Here is an 18,127-nt window from a genome sequence, read left to right on the forward strand (position 1 = left end):
GTCACGCTGTGTGCGCGGGCGTCGCGCCCGCCGCGGGAGCAGGGTGGTCACGCTGTGTGCGCGGGCGTCGCGTGTACCACGAAGACCGGGTCGGCGGCGGCCAGGCTGTGGGAGCCGTCGGGGTCGAGCACCAGCTTGGAGGCCAGAATCTGGGTGCCCTCGCCGTGGTAGCCCTGCTCGCGCAGCCGTCCGAGCACGCCGGCGACCTGCTCGACCTTGCGCAGCGCGCACACGAGCACGCGCGGCCCCCTGGCGGCGCAGGCCACGATGACGTCGAGGCCGCCGCCGCCCACGAAGACGGCGTCGGGGTCGGGCAGCGGCTCCAGCGCGGGCGGCGCCTGGCCCCTGGTCAGAGCCACTTTGACGCCGTGTTCGAGTACGTTGGCGCGCAGCGCGGCGCAGCGTTCCTCGTCGCGTTCGACGGCCATCACGGCGGCGCCCAGTCTGGCGCACTCGACGGCGATCTGGCCGGCGCCGGCGCCGACGTCCCACACCAGGTCGCCGAGCCGGGGGCCGAGCTTGGCCAGCACGTACGCCCGCGCCTCCGGCGGCATCCCGCCCTCGAACGGCAGCGCCCACTCCGACGGCCCCGGCTGCGCGCCCGCCACCCAGCCCGGCTCCTTGGGCCGGTGCAGCGGGTCGATGACGAGGACCACGTCGGGGTCCTTCCACGGCCGGGTGGTGGCCTCGCCCATGCGGCTGTGCGTGACGCGCTCGTCGGGCCCGCCGAGGTCCTCGCACACGATGAGGGCGCGGGGCGTGGTGGGCGCCAGCTCCCTGGCGATCTCGCCGGGGCCGACGCCGGGCGCGACCAGCAGCGCGACCTTGGGGTGGGCGCGGCAGGCGTTGACGGCCTTGCCGAGCTGGCGCGGGCCTGACGGGGCGACGACCAGCGCGTCCTCCCAGTTGAGCCCGGCGCAGGCGAAGGCGCGGGTGACGAGCGAGGTGGCGGGCAGCACGTCCGGTTTGAGGCCGTGTGCGCGGAGTCTGCGGACGACGCCGAAGAAGCCGGGGTCGCCGGGCGTGAGCACGACCGCGGGGCCTTCGCCGTGCTCCAGGTGGTCGTCCAGGGCTTCCAGCAGCGCCCCGTCGGCCGCGGTGGCCGCGGTGAGCTGGAGCTGCCCGAGAACGGCGTCGGGGCCCACGACGAGCCTGGCCTCCCGCAGCTTGCCGACCGCCCTGGCCGAGAGCTCGGATCCGTCCCAGCCGACCACCGTGATCATGCGCCTCACCGTCCTCACCTCAAGGGTGACGGCTGCGGGGTGGTTTCACAAAGGGTGCGGGGGCCAGTCCGGTGTCCCCCAGGCGGGGGAAGACTAGGCCAGGTCCGAGGGGATGAGGCTGTAGACGACCAGGTCCTCGCCGCCGAGCGAGGCGCGGGCGACGCCTTCGCGGACGAACCCGGCCTTCTCCGCGACCCGCTGGGAGGCGGTGTTGGCGGGGGCGGCGCGGAGCTGGAGCCGGGCGAAGCCGTGCTGCTCGAACAGCCAGCGGGCGATCTCCCGCACGGCCTCGCCCGCGTAGCCGTTGCCCCTGGCCCAGGGCGCGGTCATGTAGCCGACCTCGGCGCTCCTGCTGTTCCAGTTGACATCTCGCAGGTCCACGTTGAGCGCGAAGCGGCCGGTGGCCAGCTCCTCGGCCGTCCAGGCGGCGCCCGCGCCCCGCATCTGCAGGCGTTCGGCGTGGGCGAGGTAGCCGCGCGCGTGCTCCTCGTCGTAGCCGCGCGGCACCCCGGTGTACGCCTGGGTCATCGGGTCGGCCCCGGTGACGGCCAGGTCGGGGACGTCGGCGGGCGTCTGCGGGCGCAGGAGCAGCCGCTGGGTGCGCAGCTCGGTCTTGGGCAGGGCGGGGACGGGCCTGCGCCTGTCCTGGCGCAGCAGGCCGAGGATGACGAGGTCGTGCGCGCCGTCCTCGTCCAGCACCGCGTCGCGGAGCACGCCTTCCCAGGTGAAGCCCGCTTTGCAGGCGACGCGGAGCGAGGCGAGGTTGTCGAGCCTGGCGGTCAGGTCGACCCTGCGCAACCCCAGGGTGTCGAACGCCCAGGCCGTCAGGCCGCGCACCGCCTCGGTGGCGAAGCCGCGGCCCCGGTAGAGGGGGTGCACGCCGTACCCGACCTCGGTCGTGCCCGCGCTCCACGAGGTCTTGAACAGGCTGATGGCGCCCACGATGAGCCCTTCGGCGTCGATCATGGCGAGGTGGACGCCCTGCCCCGAGCGGCGCAGCTCGTGCACGCCGTGCATGAGCCAGGCGGCGATCTGCGAGACCTTGGCGGGGGCGCCCGGCGGGAGGAACTGGGCGCCGGACTGCACGATGGAGCGGATGCGCAGGGTGTCCTTGGGGCTGAACGGCCGGAGTGCAAGCCGTTCCGTGGCGATGCTCACGTCGGGATCGAACACGCTGTGGAGGGTACACAGTGGCGATGTTTGCCCACGAAAGCGGGGGTAGGGGCGGGTTGAGAGGAGTGAGGTCAATGATGGAACGTGGGAGCGACAAGCACGGCCCCCGGCTCGACGACGAGCAGAAGCACGAGACCGAGGGGCTGGTTCGCGGTGGCGGCTCGACGCATGCCGAGGAGTGGAAGCAGCCCGAGGCCATGCCGGCGCCCGGCGAGGAGTCGCCTCACTCGTACGCGCCGGGCCACGAGCCGGGCGTCCCCGAGGGCATGACGCAGCGGGACGTGGACGTCCGCAGTGATCTCGCCAAGTGGCTGAGCGACACCCACTGGCCCTCGTCCAAACGGGACCTGCTGGCGCGCGCCCGCCGCGAGGGCGCGCCCGACCCGGTGATCGACATGGTGGAGTCGTTGCCCGAGCGGAGCTACACGAACATGGCCGACGTCGCCAAGGCGCTCGGTCTCGGCGTGGAGAAGCGGAGGTGGTGACCGGTGCGGCTCGACTTCATCCGGCCGTTGTACGAGCGGCGCGGCCCGTACGCGTCGGTGTACCTGGGCGCGCTCACCGGCCCTGAACGCGAGAGCCACTGGCGTAGCATGCGCGACCGGCTCGACGGGCACGACGGCCAGGGCGACCAGGCGACCCTGGACGCCCTGGAGGGCGAGGCGCTGAGCGCCGCCCCCGGGCGGGCGCTGTTCGCCACGCACGGTGACGTGGTGCTGGCCGAGTCGCTGCGCGAGGCGCCGTCGGAGATGGCGACCTGGACGCCGCTGCCGCACATCACGCCGCTGCTCATGCGGCGCGGGGAGAACGTGCCGCACATCCGCGTCATCGTGGACCACGCGGGGGCGGAGGTGACGGTGTTCGGCGGCGGGTCGCCGCGCAAGACCACCGTGGAGGCCGCCAAGTGGCCGCTGCAGAAGACCGCCCAGGGCGGCTGGTCGCAGAAGCGGTACGAGCGGGCCGTGGACGAGGCGTGGGAGAAGAACGCGGCGGCCGTGGCCCACGAGATCGACGAGCAGGTGCGCAGGATCGGCGCCGAGCTGATCCTGGTCGCGGGCGAGCCGAAGTCGCGCTCGTACCTGCTGCGTCACCTCGGCACCAAGGCGGCCGACCGGGTGATGATGGTCGAGCACGGCAGCCGCGACGACCACGGCCAGTTCGAGCGGGACGTGGAGCGGGCGCTGGACGAGTGGCTCGACCGCAGGCGGGCCGAGCTGCTCGAACGTCACCAGGAGTCCGCCGGCCCGACCGGCATGGCCCGGGTCTCGCAGGCGTTGCGCGAGGGCCGGGTGCAGGCGGTGCTGCTGCCCGGCGAGCTACCCGGCTCCGTGTGGATCGGCGAGGGCGGCACGCAGCTCGCCACCGACCGGGGCGAGCTGCAGCGCTGGGGCGTGAACGAGCCCGTGCAGGAGCGCTCGGACTCCGCGCTGGCCAGGGCGGCCGCGATGACGGACGCCGAGCTGTGGTTCACCGACGCGGTCGAGAACGTGGCCGCGGTGCTCAGGTACTGATGATCACTTCGAGGGTGCGGGGGCCGTGGACGCCCTCGACCCGGTTCAGCTCGATGTCGCTGGTGGCCGAGGGGCCGCTGATCCAGGTCAGGGGGCGGGACGGGTCGAGCCGGGCCACGGCCTCCGGCACGCCCGCCACGATCTGGCCGGCCCGCACCACGCACAGGTGGTAGTCGGGGACCAGCGTCTGGGCTCTGGTGCCCTGGCCGGGGCCGTGGTCGAGGACGATGGTGCCGGTCTCGGCGATGCCGACGGCGCAGTTCGTGATCACGCCGTCGGCGGTGTTCAGGTCGTCCCAGCCGCCCTCGCGGCCGAAGCCGTCGGGGACGATCATGCGCCGCCCGGCCACGCACTCGTCGATCTTGGCGGGGAGGTCGGCGGAGGCGACCACGTGCACGATCGCCCGGTAGTCGTCCACCCGCTCCGCGAACAGCTCGACGAGGCCCTCGGGCTGCCGCCGCGCCCGGTAGTCCCGGGGGATCTCGACGTCCTCCGCCCCGGCGACGGCCTTGCGGACCCTGGCGAGGATCTCCTCACGCGCGCTCATTCCGCTCCCACCAGTCTCTGAAGGATTCTTCCGGAATTTCGGGGATGTCCCTGGTGTCCGTCCACGCGGCCAGGGGGCCTGGCAGCCGCTTCGGCACCAGCTTGCGCACCTTGCTCGCCGCGCGCTGCGCCTTGGCCAGCCGCTCGTGGTCGTTGAGTATCCAGCCGGCCACCTTCATGCCGGCCCTCTCCGCCGCCGCGTGCGGCGCCTTGGCCCGCAGGTCGACCAGGACCTCGGGGATGTCGATGGCCACCGGGCAGGCCTCGTAGCAGGCTCCGCAGAGGCTGGAGGCGAACGGCAGCGAGGCGTCCAGCTCCGAGGACATGCCTCTGAGCTGCGGGGTGAGGATCGCGCCGATGGGGCCGGGATAGACCGAGCCGTACGCGTGGCCGCCCGCCCGCTCGTACACCGGGCACACGTTCAGGCAGGCCGAGCAGCGGATGCAGCGCAGCGCCTGGCGGCCCACCTCGTCGGCGAGCACGTCGGTGCGGCCGTTGTCGAGCAGCACCAGGTGGAAGTCCTGGCCCTCGACGGCGCCGGTCCACATGCTCGTGTAGGGGTTCATCCGCTCACCTGTGGAGCTTCTCGGCAGGAGCTGGAGGAACACCTCCAGATCCCGCCAGGAGGGCAGCAGCTTCTCGATCCCGACGACGCTGATGAGGGTCTCGGGCAGGGTCAGGCACATGCGGCCGTTGCCCTCGGACTCCAGCACCACCAGCGTGCCGGTCTCGGCCACCATGAAGTTGGCGCCGGAGATCGCCACTTTGCTGCGCAGGAAACGTTCGCGCAGGTGAAGCCGGGCCGCCTCGGCGAGGGCGGGCGGGTCGTCGGTCAGGTCGGGGGTGACGTGCGGCATCTTGTCGAGGAAGATCTCGCGGATCTCCGACCGGTTGCGGTGGATCGCGGGGACCAGGATGTGGCTCGGGAAGTCGTCGCCGAGCTGGACGATCAGCTCCGCCAGGTCCGTCTCGTACGCGGTGATGCCCTGCGCGGCCAGCGCGTCGTTGAGCTCGATCTCCTGGGTGGCCATCGACTTGACCTTGACCACCTCGGTCTCGCCGGTGGCCTTGACCAGGCCGGCCACGATGCGGTTGGCCTCGGCGGCGTCCCTGGCCCAGTGCACGGTGCCGCCCGCCCTGGTGACGGCCTCTTCGAGCTGGAGCAGGTAGCGGTCGAGGTTGCGCAGCGTGTGGTCCTTGATGGCCTTGCCCGCCGCGCGCAGCTCCTGCCAGTCGGGCAGCTCGCCGACGACGCTCGCCCGCTTGCCGCGAATGGTGTGGGTGGCCTTGCGGAGGTTGAAGCGGAGCTGCGAGTCCTGGACGGCCTTCCGGGAGTTCTGCGGGAAATTTCCGGGCATGCCGAGGAATGTCGCGCTCATTGGGCCTCCTCCGTCGATGCGAGGATCTCGGCCAGGTGCATGGTCCTGACGCCGGTCTGCTGGCGGCTGAGGGTGCCGCCGATGTGCATGAGGCAGGAGTTGTCGGCCGCGCAGAGCACCTCGGCGCCCGTGTCCATGATGCTGCGGGTCTTGTCGGCGCCCATCGCGGCGGAGACCGCCGGGTTCTTCACCGCGAACGTGCCGCCGAAGCCGCAGCACTCCTCCGCGCCGGGCAGCGGCACCAGCTCCAGGCCCCTGACGTGCCGCAACAATCTGGTGGGCCGGTCGCCCAGATGCAGGCCGCGCAGCGAGTGGCACGTCGGGTGGTAGGTCACCCGGTGCGGGAAGTACGCGCCGACGTCCTCGACCTTCAGCACGTCGATCAGGAACTCCGACAGCTCGTGCACCTTGGGCGTGACCTCCGCGATCGCCGCCGCTCCCCTGCTGCCCGGCTTGGCCAGCTTCGGGTACTGCTCGCGCACCATGGCCGCGCACGACCCCGACGGCGCGACGACCGCGTCGTACCCGGCGAACACCTCCGTGAAGTGCCTGGCCAGCCGCACACCCTCCGCCCGGTAGCCGGTGTTGACGTGCATCTGCCCGCAGCACGTCTGGGCGGCGGGGAAGTCCACGTCGCAGCCGAGCCTGCGCAGGAGCGACACCACGGCCTTGCCGGTGCCCGGGAAGAGCGTGTCGTTCACGCACGTGATGAACAGGGCGACTCGCACGGCTCTCCTTCCGAAGTATGGTCCGACCACAGTATGGTCAGACCATATCGAACCACAACGTTTCCGGCCAGCGTGAGGAGGCTCCGGGGTGGAGGACACCGGCTGGCGTCCCGTCAAGCGGACGCGGACGTTCGAGGACGTACTCGCTCAGATCGAGCGGCGCATCGCCGAGGACGGGCTCACCGTGGGCGACCGCCTGCCCGCCGAGCGCCAGCTCGCCGAGCAGCTCGGCGTCAGCCGCTCCTCGGTACGCGAGGCGATGCGCGTGCTGGAGACCCTCGGCGTGGTCTCCTCCCAGGTCGGCAGGGGCCCCGACGCGGGCGCCGTGCTCACCTCGCGCCCCGACTCGGCGCTGACCGACCTGCTCCGCCTCCACCTCGGCCTGGCCAGCCTGGAGATGCGCGAGGTCATCGACACCCGGCACATGATCGAGCAGTGGGCCGCCGCGCAGGCCGCCACGGCGGGAGCCGACACCTCCGCCCTGGCCGCCGCCCTGGCGGGCATGGACGGGGCGCGCACGGCCGAGGAGTTCGTCGAGCACGACACGGCCTTCCACTGCGCGATCGCGGACGCCTCGGGCAACCGGCTCATCGCCGCCATCATGCGCTCGCTGCGCGACTCGATGCGCAGGTACTCGGTCGAGGCGGTGCAGCGGCTCGGGGACACCTCGATCCTGCGCGCCGACCACGTACGCATCCTGGAGGCCATCGAGCGGGGCGAGGCGGGCGAGGCGACCGAGGCCGTGTCGGAGCACCTGGCCCACGCCTACCCGTCGCTGTTCCGCTAACCCAGCCTGTCGGCCTGGCGGCAGTTCGCGCCCGAGCAGGCGGCCATCGCCGTGAGTTGCCGGTCCAGGCGCGCGACCAGCGCAGGGTCGGCGGTCGCCGCCAGGTTGGTGAGCTGGTAGGGGTCGGCGTTCAGGTCGTAGAGCTGCCGCTCCCCCGTCTCGTACCTGACATACGTGTGCTGCCCGGTGCGCAGCGCCTGGTAGGCGGGCACGGGCGTCTGGGCCGCCGACGACCGGTTCGCCGGCCGGGTGAACTCCACCAGCACGTGCTCGCGCCACTCCGAGGGCGGCCTGCCCCGCAGCAGCGGCACCAGCGAGCGGCCCTCCGCGAACGCCGGGACCGTGGCTCCGCCCAGCTCGGCGACGGTCGGGGCGAGGTCGATCGTGGCGCCCATGTGCGTGATCGTCGAGCCGGCCGCGACGCCTGGGCCGCGCACCACGAGGGGGATTTTGATCGCCTCCTCGAACGGGGTGGTCTTGCCCTGCTTGAGGCGGTGCGTGCCGAGATGGAAGCCGTTGTCCGAGGTGAAGAAGATGTAGGTGTCGTCCAGCTCCCCCGTCTCGCGCAGGGCGCTGACCACCGAGCCGACCAGGTCGTCCACGCCGAGCATGGCGCGCAGCCGCCTGCGGTAGTGCTCGTCCACGTCGGCCTCGGCGTCCATCGCGAGGGCGGGCCTGTTGCGCAGCCAGTACGGCTCGCCGCTCACGTCCGTCTGGTTGAACGACGGCGTGCGCGGCGCCATGGCCAGCGGGAAGGCGTGCGCGTGCCGGTGGGCGGGGTTGGCCGGGTTGTGCGGGCCGATCGGGGCCAGGTAGAGGAAGAACGGCTGCCGCGAGCCGGTGATGAAGTCGTGGGCCTTGCGGGCCAGCACGTCGGACAGGTAGTCCTCCTCCTGCCAGCCGTAGTCGCGGGGCACGCCGTTCTCGTTGAGGCGGTAGCCGTACTCCTCGTAGAGCTTGCGTACCGGCACGTCCCATTCGTCCCAGCCGGGCGGCACGTACGCCTCGTCGGCCGCCTCGCCCGGATAGTGGTTGAGGAACTTGCCCATCAGGCCCGTGCGGTAGCCGGCCTGCCGCATCCAGGTGCCGAGCGTGGAACGTTCCAGACCCAGCGCGTGGAAGCGGTCGAAACCGCCCTCAGGGGCGGTGTTGGTCAGCACGCCATGACTGTGGACGTGCTGGGAGCGCAGGATCGACGCCCTGGAGGGGCAGCACCACGAGTTCGTCACGAAGAAGCGGTCGAACGAGGCGCCCTGATCCACCAGGTGCCGCGAGATGTTCGGGAAGAGGGGCAGGGTGCCGGTCTCCAGGTCGTCGGCCAGCACGACGACGATGTTGGGCCGGGAGTCGCCCTGCGCGACCGTGGGTTCGGCCGCCGGCAGGAGAAGCAGCAGGCAGGCGAGTCGGCAGAGGACCTTGAGCACAGAGTGTGACTTCCCCGGAAGATCCTCCATTGACACTTGGGACATCCCCGGCCGTAATAGAACTTAATTCCGGAGGTGTCCCATGAAGCTCGGCCTGAACCTCGGCTACTGGCAGCGCAACGCCGACGACGCAACCGAATCGGTCCTGGCGGCCGAGCGGCTCGGCTACGACTCGGTGTGGACGGCCGAGGCGTACGGCAGCGACGTCTTCACCCCGCTCGCCTGGTACGGCGCACGCACGTCCCGCATCAAACTGGGCACCTCGATCGCCCAGATCTCCGCCAGACCCCCCGTCACGACGGCGATGACCGCCATGACCCTCGACCACCTCACCGGCGGCCGGCTGCTGCTCGGCGTGGGCGCCTCGGGGCCGCAGGTGGTGGAGGGCTGGTACGGCCAGCCGTTCGCCAGGCCGCTGGCCAGGACCCGCGAGTACGTCGAGATCATGCGCAAGGTGTGGGCGCGCGAGGAGCCGGTCACCAGCGACGGCGGCCACTACCCGCTGCCGCTGCCCGGCGGGCTGGGCAAACCGCTCAAGTCCATCACGCATCCGCTCCGCGCCGACATTCCCCTCTATCTCGGGGCGGAAGGGCCCAAGAACGTGGCGCTGGCCGCCGAGGTGGCGCAGGGCTGGCTGCCGCTGTTCGCGTTCCCCGAGAAGATCGAGGAGATGTACGGCGAGGCGCTGTCCGGCGCCGAGCCCGGCTTCGACGTGGCCGCCATGGTGATGGTGCTCATCTCCGACGACCTGCGGGCCGCGCTCGACGTGGTGAAGACGATGCTGACGCTCTACATCGGCGGCATGGGCGCCAAGCAGCGCAACTTCCACGCCGACATCATCGGCCGGATGGGCTACGCCGAGGCGGCCGAGCACATCCAGGCGCTGTACCTGGCGGGGCGCAGGGACGAGGCGTTCCGGGCGATCCCGGACGAGCTGGCCGACGGCATCTCGCTCGTCGGGCCGCCCGGCCGGATCAAGGAGCGGCTGGAGCTGTGGCACCGCAGCCCGGTCACGAGCCTGCTGGTGATGGGGGTGCGGGACGAGCCCTCACTGAAGCTCGTCCGCGACCTGGTCCTCGGTTAGCAGGGAATGTGGTCAGTCGGGTCGGGGCGCCGGGTCCTCGGTGATCGAGCGGAGCAGCGGGCGGCTCAGGGCGCCCGCCGCGATCACCCCGGCGAAGCCCGCCACGACGCAGCCCGCCAGCGTGACCGTGCCGACCACGTTCATGCCGCCGATCATGAACGGCACCGCGCAGAACGCCCCCACCAGGATCGCCCCGCCGCCCATCACCGTCAGCGGGACGAGCGTCTCGGTGCGCCGCGCCCGGTCGAGCACCTCCAGCGGCGTGCCCGCCAGCCGCAGCAGCCCGTACGTCTGCCGCCGGTCCAGGATCGACGACGTGGCCGTGATCCCCGAGCTGGCGATGGCCACCAGGAACGACACCGACAGCACCACGATCGTGCCCACCCGGACGTCGGCCAGGATCTCGCTGCCGAAGCGCCGGTCGTCGCGCTCGGTGGTCGGCGTGCGGCCCGGCACCAGCCCGGCCAGCGCCGTACGGGCCCGGTCCAGAATGGCGGCGTCGGCGGAGCTGCCCAGGGCCGCGACCACGACGTCCTTGACGGGCTTCACCGTGGCCGTCACCCCCGCCGCGCGCAGCCGCTCGCGCGCCTGCGCGGCCACCTCCGCGACCTGCCCCGCCGGGGCGGTGACGCGGAGCTGCGGCGGCCCCGTCACCTCGGTGGCGAAGCCGGACGGGCTGAGCAGCCCGAGGAAGCCCGCCACGAAGCCGGTCAGCGCCACCCCGCTCACCGTGCGCCAGGCGGAGCGCGGATCGTCCACCAGCCGCCGCCCGGCGAGCAGCCGGGCCGGGCCCCGCGCGGTCGCCGCCGTGATCCGGCCGATCAGCCCGACCACCCACGGTCCCACCAGGTTGACGCACAGGAACGCCAGGGTCAGCGCCACCGCCACGATCGCCACGCTGGTGCCCCTGGTCAGAACCGGGAACGCGATCAGCACCGCCAGCAGGGCGAGCACCCGTACGAAGCGCATGGCGGGCGGCGTCTCCCGCTTGGCCACGCCGAGCGGGCTCACCACCACCCGCCGCAGGCCCGCCACCGCCGACAGCCCCAGCAGCAGCGGCACCGCCACCAGCACCCCGGCGAGCACGAGCGGGCCCGGGAACAGGTCGGCGGCGAACCACGGCCCGCCCTGCATCTCGATCATGGCCAGCAGGGGCACGGACAGGGCGAAGACGACGGCCCCCGCCAGCGCGCCGGCCAGCGCGACGATCACCGCCTCCGCCACGGTCATCGCGATCACCTGCCCCGGCGTCGCCCCGATCAGGCGCAACGCCGCCAGCCGCTGGTCGCGCCTGGCCACCGTGAGCCGGGCCGCCGCGCCCCCGAACACCAGCAGCGGCACGATCATCAGCACGCTGGCCACCAGCGAGAGCGCCTGGTAGGCCTCGGCGTCCTCGCTCGGCTGGCCGGCCAGGCTCGCGACCTTGACGGGCGGCTTGGCGATGATCCAGTCGTCGGATCGCCCGGCTGTCATGGCCGGGGCGTCCGGTCGCTGGCCGACGACCGCGACCAGCTCGTCCGGGTGGACGAGCGCCTCGTCGCCGAGCACGCCCTTCAGGTTCGGATAGCGGCCGGACAGCTCCTCGGCGGGCAGCTCCTTCGCCAGCTCGGCCAGGGCCGGTGACAGCCACACCTCGCCGGGCGCGGGGAAGCGCGGCATGCCGGGCGGCGGCGCCGGGTTCCTGCCCGCGAGGGCGGCCAGGTCGACGACGGTGATGGTCCGGTCGCGGACGAAGTCGAAGCGCGACGCCTCGACGGCCACCGCGGCTCCCGCTGCGGCCGGGACGGGGTTGCGCCAGGCGCCGCGTTCGGCCCTGGCCTGGAAGGCGGAGTTCGCGGCCACGGCGAACAGCAGCAGCGCCGTGGCCACCGCGACGGCGGCCAGCGTGAGCCAGGTGCCGAGCAGGCCCTTGCGCCCGCCGCCCCTGAGCAGCCGCCAGGTCAGATCCAGGTTCACGCGAACGCCCCGTTCCTGGTCGTGCCCGTGCCCGTGCCCGTGAGGAGGTGGCCGTCGCGGACCTCGACGGTGCGGTCGCACCAGGCGGCCACGTTCGGGTCGTGGGTGACCACGATCAGGCTCGCGTCGTTGTGCTTGGTCGCCTCCACCAGCAGCCGCATCGTCTCCTGCCCGGTCTGCTGATCGAGCGCCCCCGTGGGCTCGTCGGCGAAGACCACGGCCGGCCTGGTGACCAGCGCCCTGGCGATGGCCACCCGCTGCGCCTGGCCGCCGGACAGCTCGCCGGGCCGCCTCGACTCCATGGAGCCCAGGCCGAGCGGCCCGAACCAGTCGCGGGCCTGCCGCACGGCCTGGACCCTCGGCACGCCGCCCAGCATGAGCGGGAGCGCCACGTTCTCCTCGGCGGGCAGCTCCGGCAGGAGCTGGCCGAACTGGAAGACGAAGCCGAAGCGGGTGCGCCGCAGCGCACTGCGCCTGCGCTCCCCCAGCGCGTCGATGCGCTGCCCGAGCAGGTGCACCTCGCCCGCGTCCGGCTTCATGATGCCGGCCAGGCAGTGCAGCAGGGTCGACTTGCCGGAACCGCTCGGCCCCATGATCGCCACGGCTTCGCCCGCCCGTACCGCGATGTCCACGCCGCCCAGGGCGACCGTCTGCCCGAACCTCTTGGCCAGGGCTCGTCCAACAAGCACGTCGTTCATGCCGTCCAGGCTCCCGCCAGGGCGGGCCGCCGGGGATCGGCCGTGCGTCCATACCCTCCTCGGCCGAACGGCTGATCCTTAGAGTTGTGGCCGTGACTATTCGGGTTCTCATCGCAGACGACCAGCAACTGGTGCGCACCGGCTTTCAAATGATTCTGGACGCCCAACCGGACATGGAGGTCGTGGCCGCGGTCGCCGACGGCGCCGAGGCCGTGTCGGAGGCCAGGCGGCTGCGTCCGGACGTGTGCCTGCTCGACATCAGGATGCCCAAGCTCGACGGGCTGGAGGTGACCCGCGTGCTGGCCGGCCCCGGCGTGGAGAACCCGCTGCGGGTCGTCATCGTCACCACCTTCGACCTGGACGAGTACGTCTACGGGGCGCTGCGCTCCGGCGCCACCGGCTTCCTGCTCAAGGACAGCGGCCCCACGCTGCTGATCGAGGCGGTCAGGGCCGCGGCGGCGGGCGACGCGCTGGTGTCACCGTCGATCACCGTGCGGCTGCTGCAGCACCTGGCCCAGCCCCGCAGGCCCGCCGCGCTGCCCGTCAACGACCCGCTCACCGAGCGCGAGCTGGACGTCGTGCGCCTGGTGGCCAGGGGGCGGACCAACCAGGAGGTGGCCGGGGAGCTGTTCGTGTCGCTGTCGACCGTCAAGACGCATCTGGGCAGCATCCAGGCCAAGCTCGGTGTCCGCAATCGGGTTGAAATCGCAGCTTGGGCGTGGGAATCCGGCGTGGTGAGCTGATTAACAGCGGGGCTGCCGGGATACAAGTGAATCAGAACCTCAGCGCATGGCCCGGGGGGAGATCAACGTGCGCTACACCCAGGCATCGCCCACCAGAGCCGCCTCTGCCGTCCACCTGACGCTCACCGCCCAGATCCTCTCCCTCGGCGCTCTCGTGAGCTTCGAGCTGTCCCGCGGGCGCCGGCTCGCCGCCGAGCTGGCCGCCTTCGGTGGACGCCCCCAGGGGGCCGACGCCGAGGCCGTGGTGGGGGCGGTGACGCTGTTCGCGGTGCTGATGATGCTGGTGGCGGGCACCACGATCGCCGCCGCTGCCGCCTACGTGACCTGGCTCGTACGCGCCAGGCAGGCCAACGACCGCTCCGCCGCGACCGCTCCCGTGGCCGCGGCCTGGCTGCTTCCCGGCGTCAACCTGATCGCGCCCGCGGTGCTGATCGACGAGGTGTGGCGCGGCACCCGCCCGCCGGCCGGGCGGCGCGGGCGGTGGCTGGCGCTGCTGGCCGGGTGGTGGGCGGCGTGGCTGGGCACGATCGCGCTGTTCACCATCCGGCTGCCGCTCGACGCCTCCGCCGGCGACCTCACGGGGGTGGGGGTGCCGGAGCTGGCCTGCGCCTCGGTGGCCGCGCTGCTGTGCGGGTGCACGGTGCGGGAGCTGACGCGGCTGCAGCGGGCCGCCCGCTCGGCGCGGGCCGTCGAGCCCGCCGCCGTGCACACCTTCTCGCCGCAGGCGCCACAGCCCGCGCCGGGCTCCACGGCGGTGGGACGCACGAGCTGACCATCCCGGGCCACGCGTCGCCCACGCGGACGGCCCACTATGCGCACGTCACGGCGGCCAGCCCCGTGAACCGGAGGAGCGTTTCCCTGGACGGAGGCCGGCCACGGGCGGCGGGTGGGGTGCCGTTGGCTGTGCCGTAAAGACTGGAAGGTCATGCCGCAGTAGGACCTGAGCTGCCCGGACTGGCGTGCCAGAGCCGACGAGGCGGGTTCGCGGAGACGGCGGGAGCGAGATCCGAGTAGGGCGACAGGCGGAACCCGTTGGCGTACTCGATCTTGCGCCCGCCGACCCCCGCCAGCTCCTCCGGCGCGCGCTCGACGACGGCCCGCACCGCCTCGATCCCCTGGGACCGCCACAGCGCGTCGAGGTCGGCCAGGTTCCAGCAGTCGACCGCCCGCAGCGACACCGCCCGCGCCCCCGTGCGCCGCACCACCCCCTTGGCCAGCATGAGCCACGACCCGAAGACGATCGACGCGCACCGCCCCTGCACCGACTCGAAGAAGGTCAGGTCGATCGGCCCCGTCGAGTCGTCGAGGGTGGTGAAGATGACGCGCTGGCCCGAGCGGATGGCCGGCGTCTGGGTGGCCACCTTGACCCCGGCGACGAGGATCTCCGTCCCGTTGCGCCGGGTGAGCAGGTCTCTGGAACGCACCACCCCCAGCGCCTCCAGCAGTTCGTCGTGGAAGCTGATGACGTGCTTGCTGACGTCGATGCCGAGGATCTCCAGCTCGGCCTCGACCATCTCCGTCTCCGTCATCTCGGGCAGCTCCCCCGGCGACATCCTCTCGCCGAACCCGAGCGGGAGTTGCACCGCCGGGGGAGCCGCGTTCCCGGAGAGGTCCAGGTGCGAGTTGTAGCGTTTGGACCTGCGCGGGCCCGCCTGCACGCCGATCGCCGACGCGCGGTCGAGCGCGCCGACGTGGGCGATCAGGTCGCGTCTGGTCAGCTCGCCGGGACGCCAGCGGCGCCCGTCGCCCGGGTGCAGGTCGTGCAGCGCGTCGAGGCCGCCGACCTGGACGATCCGCTCGATCGTGGGCCGCGAGGGCCTGGCCCGGTCCCAGAAGTCGGCCAGCGACGTGTACGGCTGCCCCGCCACCATGCGTTCGACCTCGGCCTCGCTCACGCCCTTGATCGCCGAGAACGGCACCCGCAGCGCGTACCCCTTGCCGATCTCGGAGATCTTGAAGTTCCTGACCCGCTGCCGGGCGTCGCCCGGGTCGGCGGACAGGTCGGCGGGCCGCACGCGGACCTCGACGCGCGGCCCGAGCCGCTCCACCTGCCAGTCCTTGCCGGAGTTGTTGATGTCCAGCGGCAGGATCTGCACCCCGCACTGCCTGGCCTCGTCGATGATGACGCGCGGCGGGTACATGCCGGGCTCGTGCGTGAGCACCCCGGCGAAGAACGCCGCCGCGTGGTGCCGCTTGAGCCAGGCCGACTGGTACGTGGGCAGCGCGAACGCCGCCGCGTGCGCCTTGCAGAACCCGAACGAGCCGAACGCGTCGAGCACCTGCCAGGCCCGCTCCACGGCCGCGTCGTCGAACCCGTTGGCCTGGGCGAGGGGGACGAACGCCCGGCGCACCCTGGCCCGGCCCTCCGGCGTGTCGAGCGTGCGCCGCAGCTTCTCGGCGTAGGACAGGTCGCGCCCGGTCATCACCGAGATGATCTTCAGCACCTGCTCGTGGAAGACCACGACGCCGTGCGTCTCGCTCAGCGCCTCCCGCAGCCGCTCGTGCGGATAGTACGGCTGCCGCCACCCGCCCCTGGCCTCCAGGTAGGGGGTGACCATGTCGGAGTTGACCGGCCCGGGGCGGAACAGCGAGATGTCCACGATCAGGTCGTGCATCTTGCGCGGCTCCAGCTTGGCGACCAGCTCGCGCTGCCCCGGCGACTCGATCTGGAAGCAGCCGAGGGTGCGGGCGGCGCAGATCATGTCGTAGGTGTCCTGGTCGTCGTGCGGCACGTACTGGACCTCGGGGTCGTCGCCCTGCTGGGTGTCCAGCTCGATCACGACGTCGTCCACGCGCTTGACCTCGCTCAGCGCGTACGCCAGGGCCGACTGCATCCGCACGCCCAGCACGTCGAGCTTGAGCAGCCCGGCCTCCTCGACGTCGTCCTTGTCGAACTGCGACATCGGGAACTCCAGCAGGCTGCGTTCCACCGGCGTGCGGTCGCGCAGCCCGGCGTTGCCGATCAGCACGCCGCACGGGTGCAGCGCGATGTGCCTGGGCAGCCCGTCGAGCTTCTCGGCCAGCCGGAACACCCGGTCGAGCCCGGCCTCGCCGAGCCTGCTCTCGCGCAGCTCGGGCAGGTCCTCCAGGGACGCGGTGATCTGCTTGGCCCTGATGTGCGGGAACGCCTTGGCGATGGCGTCGATCTCGTGCGGCGGCAGGCCCATCGCCCCGGCGACGTCGCGGATGGCGCTGCGGGCCCGGTAGGTCTCCATCATGGACACGCACGCCACCCTGGACTCGCCGTAGCGGTCGAAGATGGCCTGGTAGCAGTCGAGGCGGCGGGCCGCCTCGACGTCCACGTCGATGTCGGGCAGCCCGATGCGGCCCTCCGACAGGAAGCGCTCCATGAGCAGGCCGTGTTCGAGCGGGTTCACCTCGCCGATGCCGATGAGGTAGTTGACCAGGCTGCCGGCGCCGGAGCCGCGGATGGCGCAGCGGATGCCCCTGTCGCGGATCATGTCCGTGATGCCGGCCACGGCGATGAAGTAGCCGGACAGGCGCTTGCGCTCGATGATGGCCATCTCGTCGTCCAGGCGCCGCCTGGCCTCGCCCGAGCGGTCGAGGCCGCGCCTGTGCAGGCCGTCCTCGACCCGGTGGCGCAGCAGCGGCACGGGGTCGCGGCCGATCTCCGGCAGGTGCAGGCCCGGCGGGTCGTTGCGGAGCGCGAGCAGGTCGAGCGGCTCCATCGCGCACGCCTCGGCCAGCCGCCTGGTGGTGAACAGCAGCCTGCCCACCCGCTCCTGGTCGGCGCCGCACACCTTGGCCGCCACCTGCCACATCTCCTTGGTGCTCTTGAGGTAGGCGTGGGAGGTGGTGCGCTCCAGGTGGCGCGGGTGCAGCGGGACGAGCTGGCGGGCCGCGTCGAGCACGTCGCCGACCTGGTGGTCGGCGGGGTCGAGGTAGCGGACGGCGTTGGTCAGGACGGCGGGCACGCCCATGGTCTCGGCCAGGCCGAGCATGCGCACGGCGGTGGTGGCGTCGCGGAAGCCGTACTGGTCGACCAGCTCGATCACCACGCCAGGCACGGCGGCGCGCCACCTGCCGAGCAGCGCCATGGCGTGCTCGTCGCGCCGGTCGGCCACCGCGCGGCCCACGTCGGACCTGGGGCCGAGCAGCACCACGAGCCCGTCCTCAGCGCCGAACCCGTGCTCGCCCGGGCCGCCGGCCCACTCGCCGACCAGCTCGCGGGTCACCTTGGGCGCGCCGCGCTCCCCCGCGTGGTGCGCGGCCGTGACCAGGCGGCACAGGCGGGACCAGCCCTTGCCGCGGGCCAGCACGGTGACGCGGTCTTCGGCGTCTGCGCCGGTTCGCGGGCGCGGCCTGCGACCCCCCGGCACCGGGTTGAAGGCCGGGGCGGGGGCGTCGAGCGCCAGGTTCACGCCGACGACCGGCGCGATGCCGGCGTCCGCGCACGCCTGGACGTGCTTGACCGCGCCGTAGAGGCCGTCGCGGTCGGTCAGGGCGAGGATGTCCATCCCGTGCTCCGCCGCGCGGCTCACCAGTGCTCGCGGGAAGGCGGTGCCGTAGCGCATGGAGTAGGCGGAGCACACGTCGAGGTGCGGGAACGGGGGCGCCATCAGTCCCACGCCCTCATCAGCAGCCAGCCGTTGCCGGCGGTGTCGTAACGCAGCTCGTAGGAGCCGACCTCGCGGCCGGGGCTGGCCTCCACCCGCCAGAACTGGCGCTCGCCCGGGTCGCCCTCGCCGGTCTTCCACCATTCGCGCGCGACCACCCACTGATCGAGGACGCGGCGGACGAGGTAGAGCCGGTCGCGCCAGACGAACTGGGTCGGCTCCCCGTCTCGGGTCCACACCTCTATCGGATCGCCATAGAGTCTGCTCAAGATCGCTTCTCCCCGCGGCTCTGGTCCGT

16 protein-coding genes are annotated in these 18,127 nt (G+C 72.6%); 6 read left to right on the forward strand and 10 right to left on the reverse strand.

Annotation, left to right across the window (positions count from 1 at the left end):
* Positions 1–47: 47 nt before the first annotated feature.
* Both ABD331_RS09460 and ABD331_RS09465 read right to left on the reverse strand, forming a co-directional pair.
* The gene (locus ABD331_RS09460; RefSeq protein WP_344473397.1) at positions 48–1,223 is read right to left on the reverse strand and encodes a bifunctional cobalt-precorrin-7 (C(5))-methyltransferase/cobalt-precorrin-6B (C(15))-methyltransferase; all 1,176 of its coding nucleotides are present in this window, start codon (positions 1,221–1,223) and stop codon (positions 48–50) included.
* Positions 1,224–1,316: 93 nt separating this feature from the next.
* Positions 1,317–2,396, reverse strand: coding sequence for a GNAT family N-acetyltransferase (locus ABD331_RS09465; RefSeq protein WP_344472701.1), 1,080 nt, complete (start codon positions 2,394–2,396; stop codon positions 1,317–1,319).
* Between the two features lie 74 nt (positions 2,397–2,470).
* On the opposite strand from ABD331_RS09465, the gene ABD331_RS09470 reads away from it, so the two are divergent.
* Entirely contained in the window at positions 2,471–2,881 is a 411-nt protein-coding gene (locus ABD331_RS09470) for a DUF2795 domain-containing protein (protein ID WP_344472703.1), read from the forward strand.
* 3 nt (positions 2,882–2,884) lie between these two features.
* On the forward strand, positions 2,885–3,907 hold the full coding sequence (locus tag ABD331_RS09475; RefSeq protein WP_344472705.1) for a baeRF2 domain-containing protein: 1,023 nt from the start codon (positions 2,885–2,887) through the stop codon (positions 3,905–3,907).
* Here ABD331_RS09475 and ABD331_RS09480 read toward each other — a convergent pair.
* From ABD331_RS09480 to ABD331_RS09490, 3 genes are read right to left on the reverse strand one after another with little or no spacing between them, the layout of a single operon-like run.
* Positions 3,897–4,454, reverse strand: a complete 558-nt coding sequence (locus tag ABD331_RS09480) for a LutC/YkgG family protein (protein ID WP_344472707.1) — start codon at positions 4,452–4,454, stop codon at positions 3,897–3,899. The two genes, ABD331_RS09475 and ABD331_RS09480, sit on opposite strands and share 11 nt — an antisense overlap.
* Positions 4,441–5,832 (reverse strand): lactate utilization protein B, encoded by a 1,392-nt coding sequence (locus ABD331_RS09485; protein WP_344472709.1) that lies wholly within the window; start codon positions 5,830–5,832, stop codon positions 4,441–4,443. Before ABD331_RS09485 ends, ABD331_RS09480 begins: the two co-directional genes overlap by 14 nt.
* On the reverse strand, positions 5,829–6,560 hold the full coding sequence (locus ABD331_RS09490) for a (Fe-S)-binding protein (protein ID WP_344472711.1): 732 nt from the start codon (positions 6,558–6,560) through the stop codon (positions 5,829–5,831). The genes ABD331_RS09485 and ABD331_RS09490 overlap by 4 nt, the downstream gene beginning before the upstream one ends.
* An 88-nt stretch (positions 6,561–6,648) precedes the next feature.
* Here ABD331_RS09490 and ABD331_RS09495 point away from each other — a divergent pair, with 88 nt between their 5' ends.
* On the forward strand, positions 6,649–7,347 hold the full coding sequence (locus ABD331_RS09495) for a FadR/GntR family transcriptional regulator (RefSeq protein ID WP_344472713.1): 699 nt from the start codon (positions 6,649–6,651) through the stop codon (positions 7,345–7,347).
* Here ABD331_RS09495 and ABD331_RS09500 read toward each other — a convergent pair.
* The gene (locus ABD331_RS09500; RefSeq protein WP_344472714.1) at positions 7,344–8,771 is read right to left on the reverse strand and encodes a sulfatase family protein; all 1,428 of its coding nucleotides are present in this window, start codon (positions 8,769–8,771) and stop codon (positions 7,344–7,346) included. The genes ABD331_RS09495 and ABD331_RS09500 overlap by 4 nt on opposite strands.
* 82 nt (positions 8,772–8,853) lie before the next feature.
* Here ABD331_RS09500 and ABD331_RS09505 point away from each other — a divergent pair, with 82 nt between their 5' ends.
* Positions 8,854–9,855, forward strand: a complete 1,002-nt coding sequence (locus ABD331_RS09505; RefSeq protein ID WP_344472718.1) for an LLM class F420-dependent oxidoreductase — start codon at positions 8,854–8,856, stop codon at positions 9,853–9,855.
* 12 nt (positions 9,856–9,867) lie between these two features.
* Here the strand turns inward: ABD331_RS09505 and ABD331_RS09510 are convergent, their stop codons facing one another.
* Both ABD331_RS09510 and ABD331_RS09515 read right to left on the reverse strand, forming a co-directional pair.
* A complete protein-coding gene (locus ABD331_RS09510) occupies positions 9,868–11,811 on the reverse strand; it encodes an FtsX-like permease family protein (RefSeq protein ID WP_344472721.1) in 1,944 nt (647 codons plus the stop codon).
* Positions 11,808–12,509 (reverse strand): ABC transporter ATP-binding protein, encoded by a 702-nt coding sequence (locus ABD331_RS09515; protein ID WP_344472723.1) that lies wholly within the window; start codon positions 12,507–12,509, stop codon positions 11,808–11,810. The genes ABD331_RS09510 and ABD331_RS09515 overlap by 4 nt, the downstream gene beginning before the upstream one ends.
* A gap of 92 nt (positions 12,510–12,601) precedes the next feature.
* Here ABD331_RS09515 and ABD331_RS09520 point away from each other — a divergent pair, with 92 nt between their 5' ends.
* Both ABD331_RS09520 and ABD331_RS09525 read left to right on the forward strand, forming a co-directional pair.
* Positions 12,602–13,252, forward strand: coding sequence for a response regulator (locus ABD331_RS09520; protein WP_344472725.1), 651 nt, complete (start codon positions 12,602–12,604; stop codon positions 13,250–13,252).
* Positions 13,253–13,298: 46 nt separating this feature from the next.
* Positions 13,299–14,024 (forward strand): DUF4328 domain-containing protein, encoded by a 726-nt coding sequence (locus tag ABD331_RS09525; protein WP_344472727.1) that lies wholly within the window; start codon positions 13,299–13,301, stop codon positions 14,022–14,024.
* Between the two features lie 151 nt (positions 14,025–14,175).
* Here ABD331_RS09525 and ABD331_RS09530 read toward each other — a convergent pair whose 3' ends face one another.
* Together ABD331_RS09530 and ABD331_RS09535 are read right to left on the reverse strand one after the other, a co-directional pair.
* Positions 14,176–17,832, reverse strand: coding sequence for a DNA polymerase III subunit alpha (locus tag ABD331_RS09530; protein WP_344472729.1), 3,657 nt, complete (start codon positions 17,830–17,832; stop codon positions 14,176–14,178).
* On the reverse strand, positions 17,832–18,098 hold the full coding sequence (locus ABD331_RS09535; RefSeq protein WP_187414801.1) for a DUF6504 family protein: 267 nt from the start codon (positions 18,096–18,098) through the stop codon (positions 17,832–17,834). Before ABD331_RS09535 ends, ABD331_RS09530 begins: the two co-directional genes overlap by 1 nt.
* Between the last annotated feature and the right edge of the window lie 29 nt (positions 18,099–18,127).

Source organism: Nonomuraea monospora (assembly GCF_039531895.1).
GTDB classification, from domain to species: domain Bacteria; phylum Actinomycetota; class Actinomycetes; order Streptosporangiales; family Streptosporangiaceae; genus Nonomuraea; species Nonomuraea monospora.

Excerpts from the sequence above, each read along its gene's own strand:
- ABD331_RS09505 (WP_344472718.1), top strand. The coding sequence starts at position 8,854 with ATGAAGCTCGGCCTGAACCTCGGCTACTGGCAGCGCAACGCCGACGAC.
- ABD331_RS09470 (WP_344472703.1), top strand. The coding sequence starts at position 2,471 with ATGATGGAACGTGGGAGCGACAAGCACGGCCCCCGGCTCGACGACGAG.
- ABD331_RS09530 (WP_344472729.1), bottom strand. The coding sequence starts at position 17,832 with ATGGCGCCCCCGTTCCCGCACCTCGACGTGTGCTCCGCCTACTCCATG.
- ABD331_RS09485 (WP_344472709.1), bottom strand. The coding sequence starts at position 5,832 with ATGAGCGCGACATTCCTCGGCATGCCCGGAAATTTCCCGCAGAACTCC.
- ABD331_RS09460 (WP_344473397.1), bottom strand. The coding sequence starts at position 1,223 with ATGATCACGGTGGTCGGCTGGGACGGATCCGAGCTCTCGGCCAGGGCG.
- ABD331_RS09525 (WP_344472727.1), top strand. The coding sequence starts at position 13,299 with ATGGCCCGGGGGGAGATCAACGTGCGCTACACCCAGGCATCGCCCACC.
- ABD331_RS09515 (WP_344472723.1), bottom strand. The coding sequence starts at position 12,509 with ATGAACGACGTGCTTGTTGGACGAGCCCTGGCCAAGAGGTTCGGGCAG.
- ABD331_RS09480 (WP_344472707.1), bottom strand. The coding sequence starts at position 4,454 with ATGAGCGCGCGTGAGGAGATCCTCGCCAGGGTCCGCAAGGCCGTCGCC.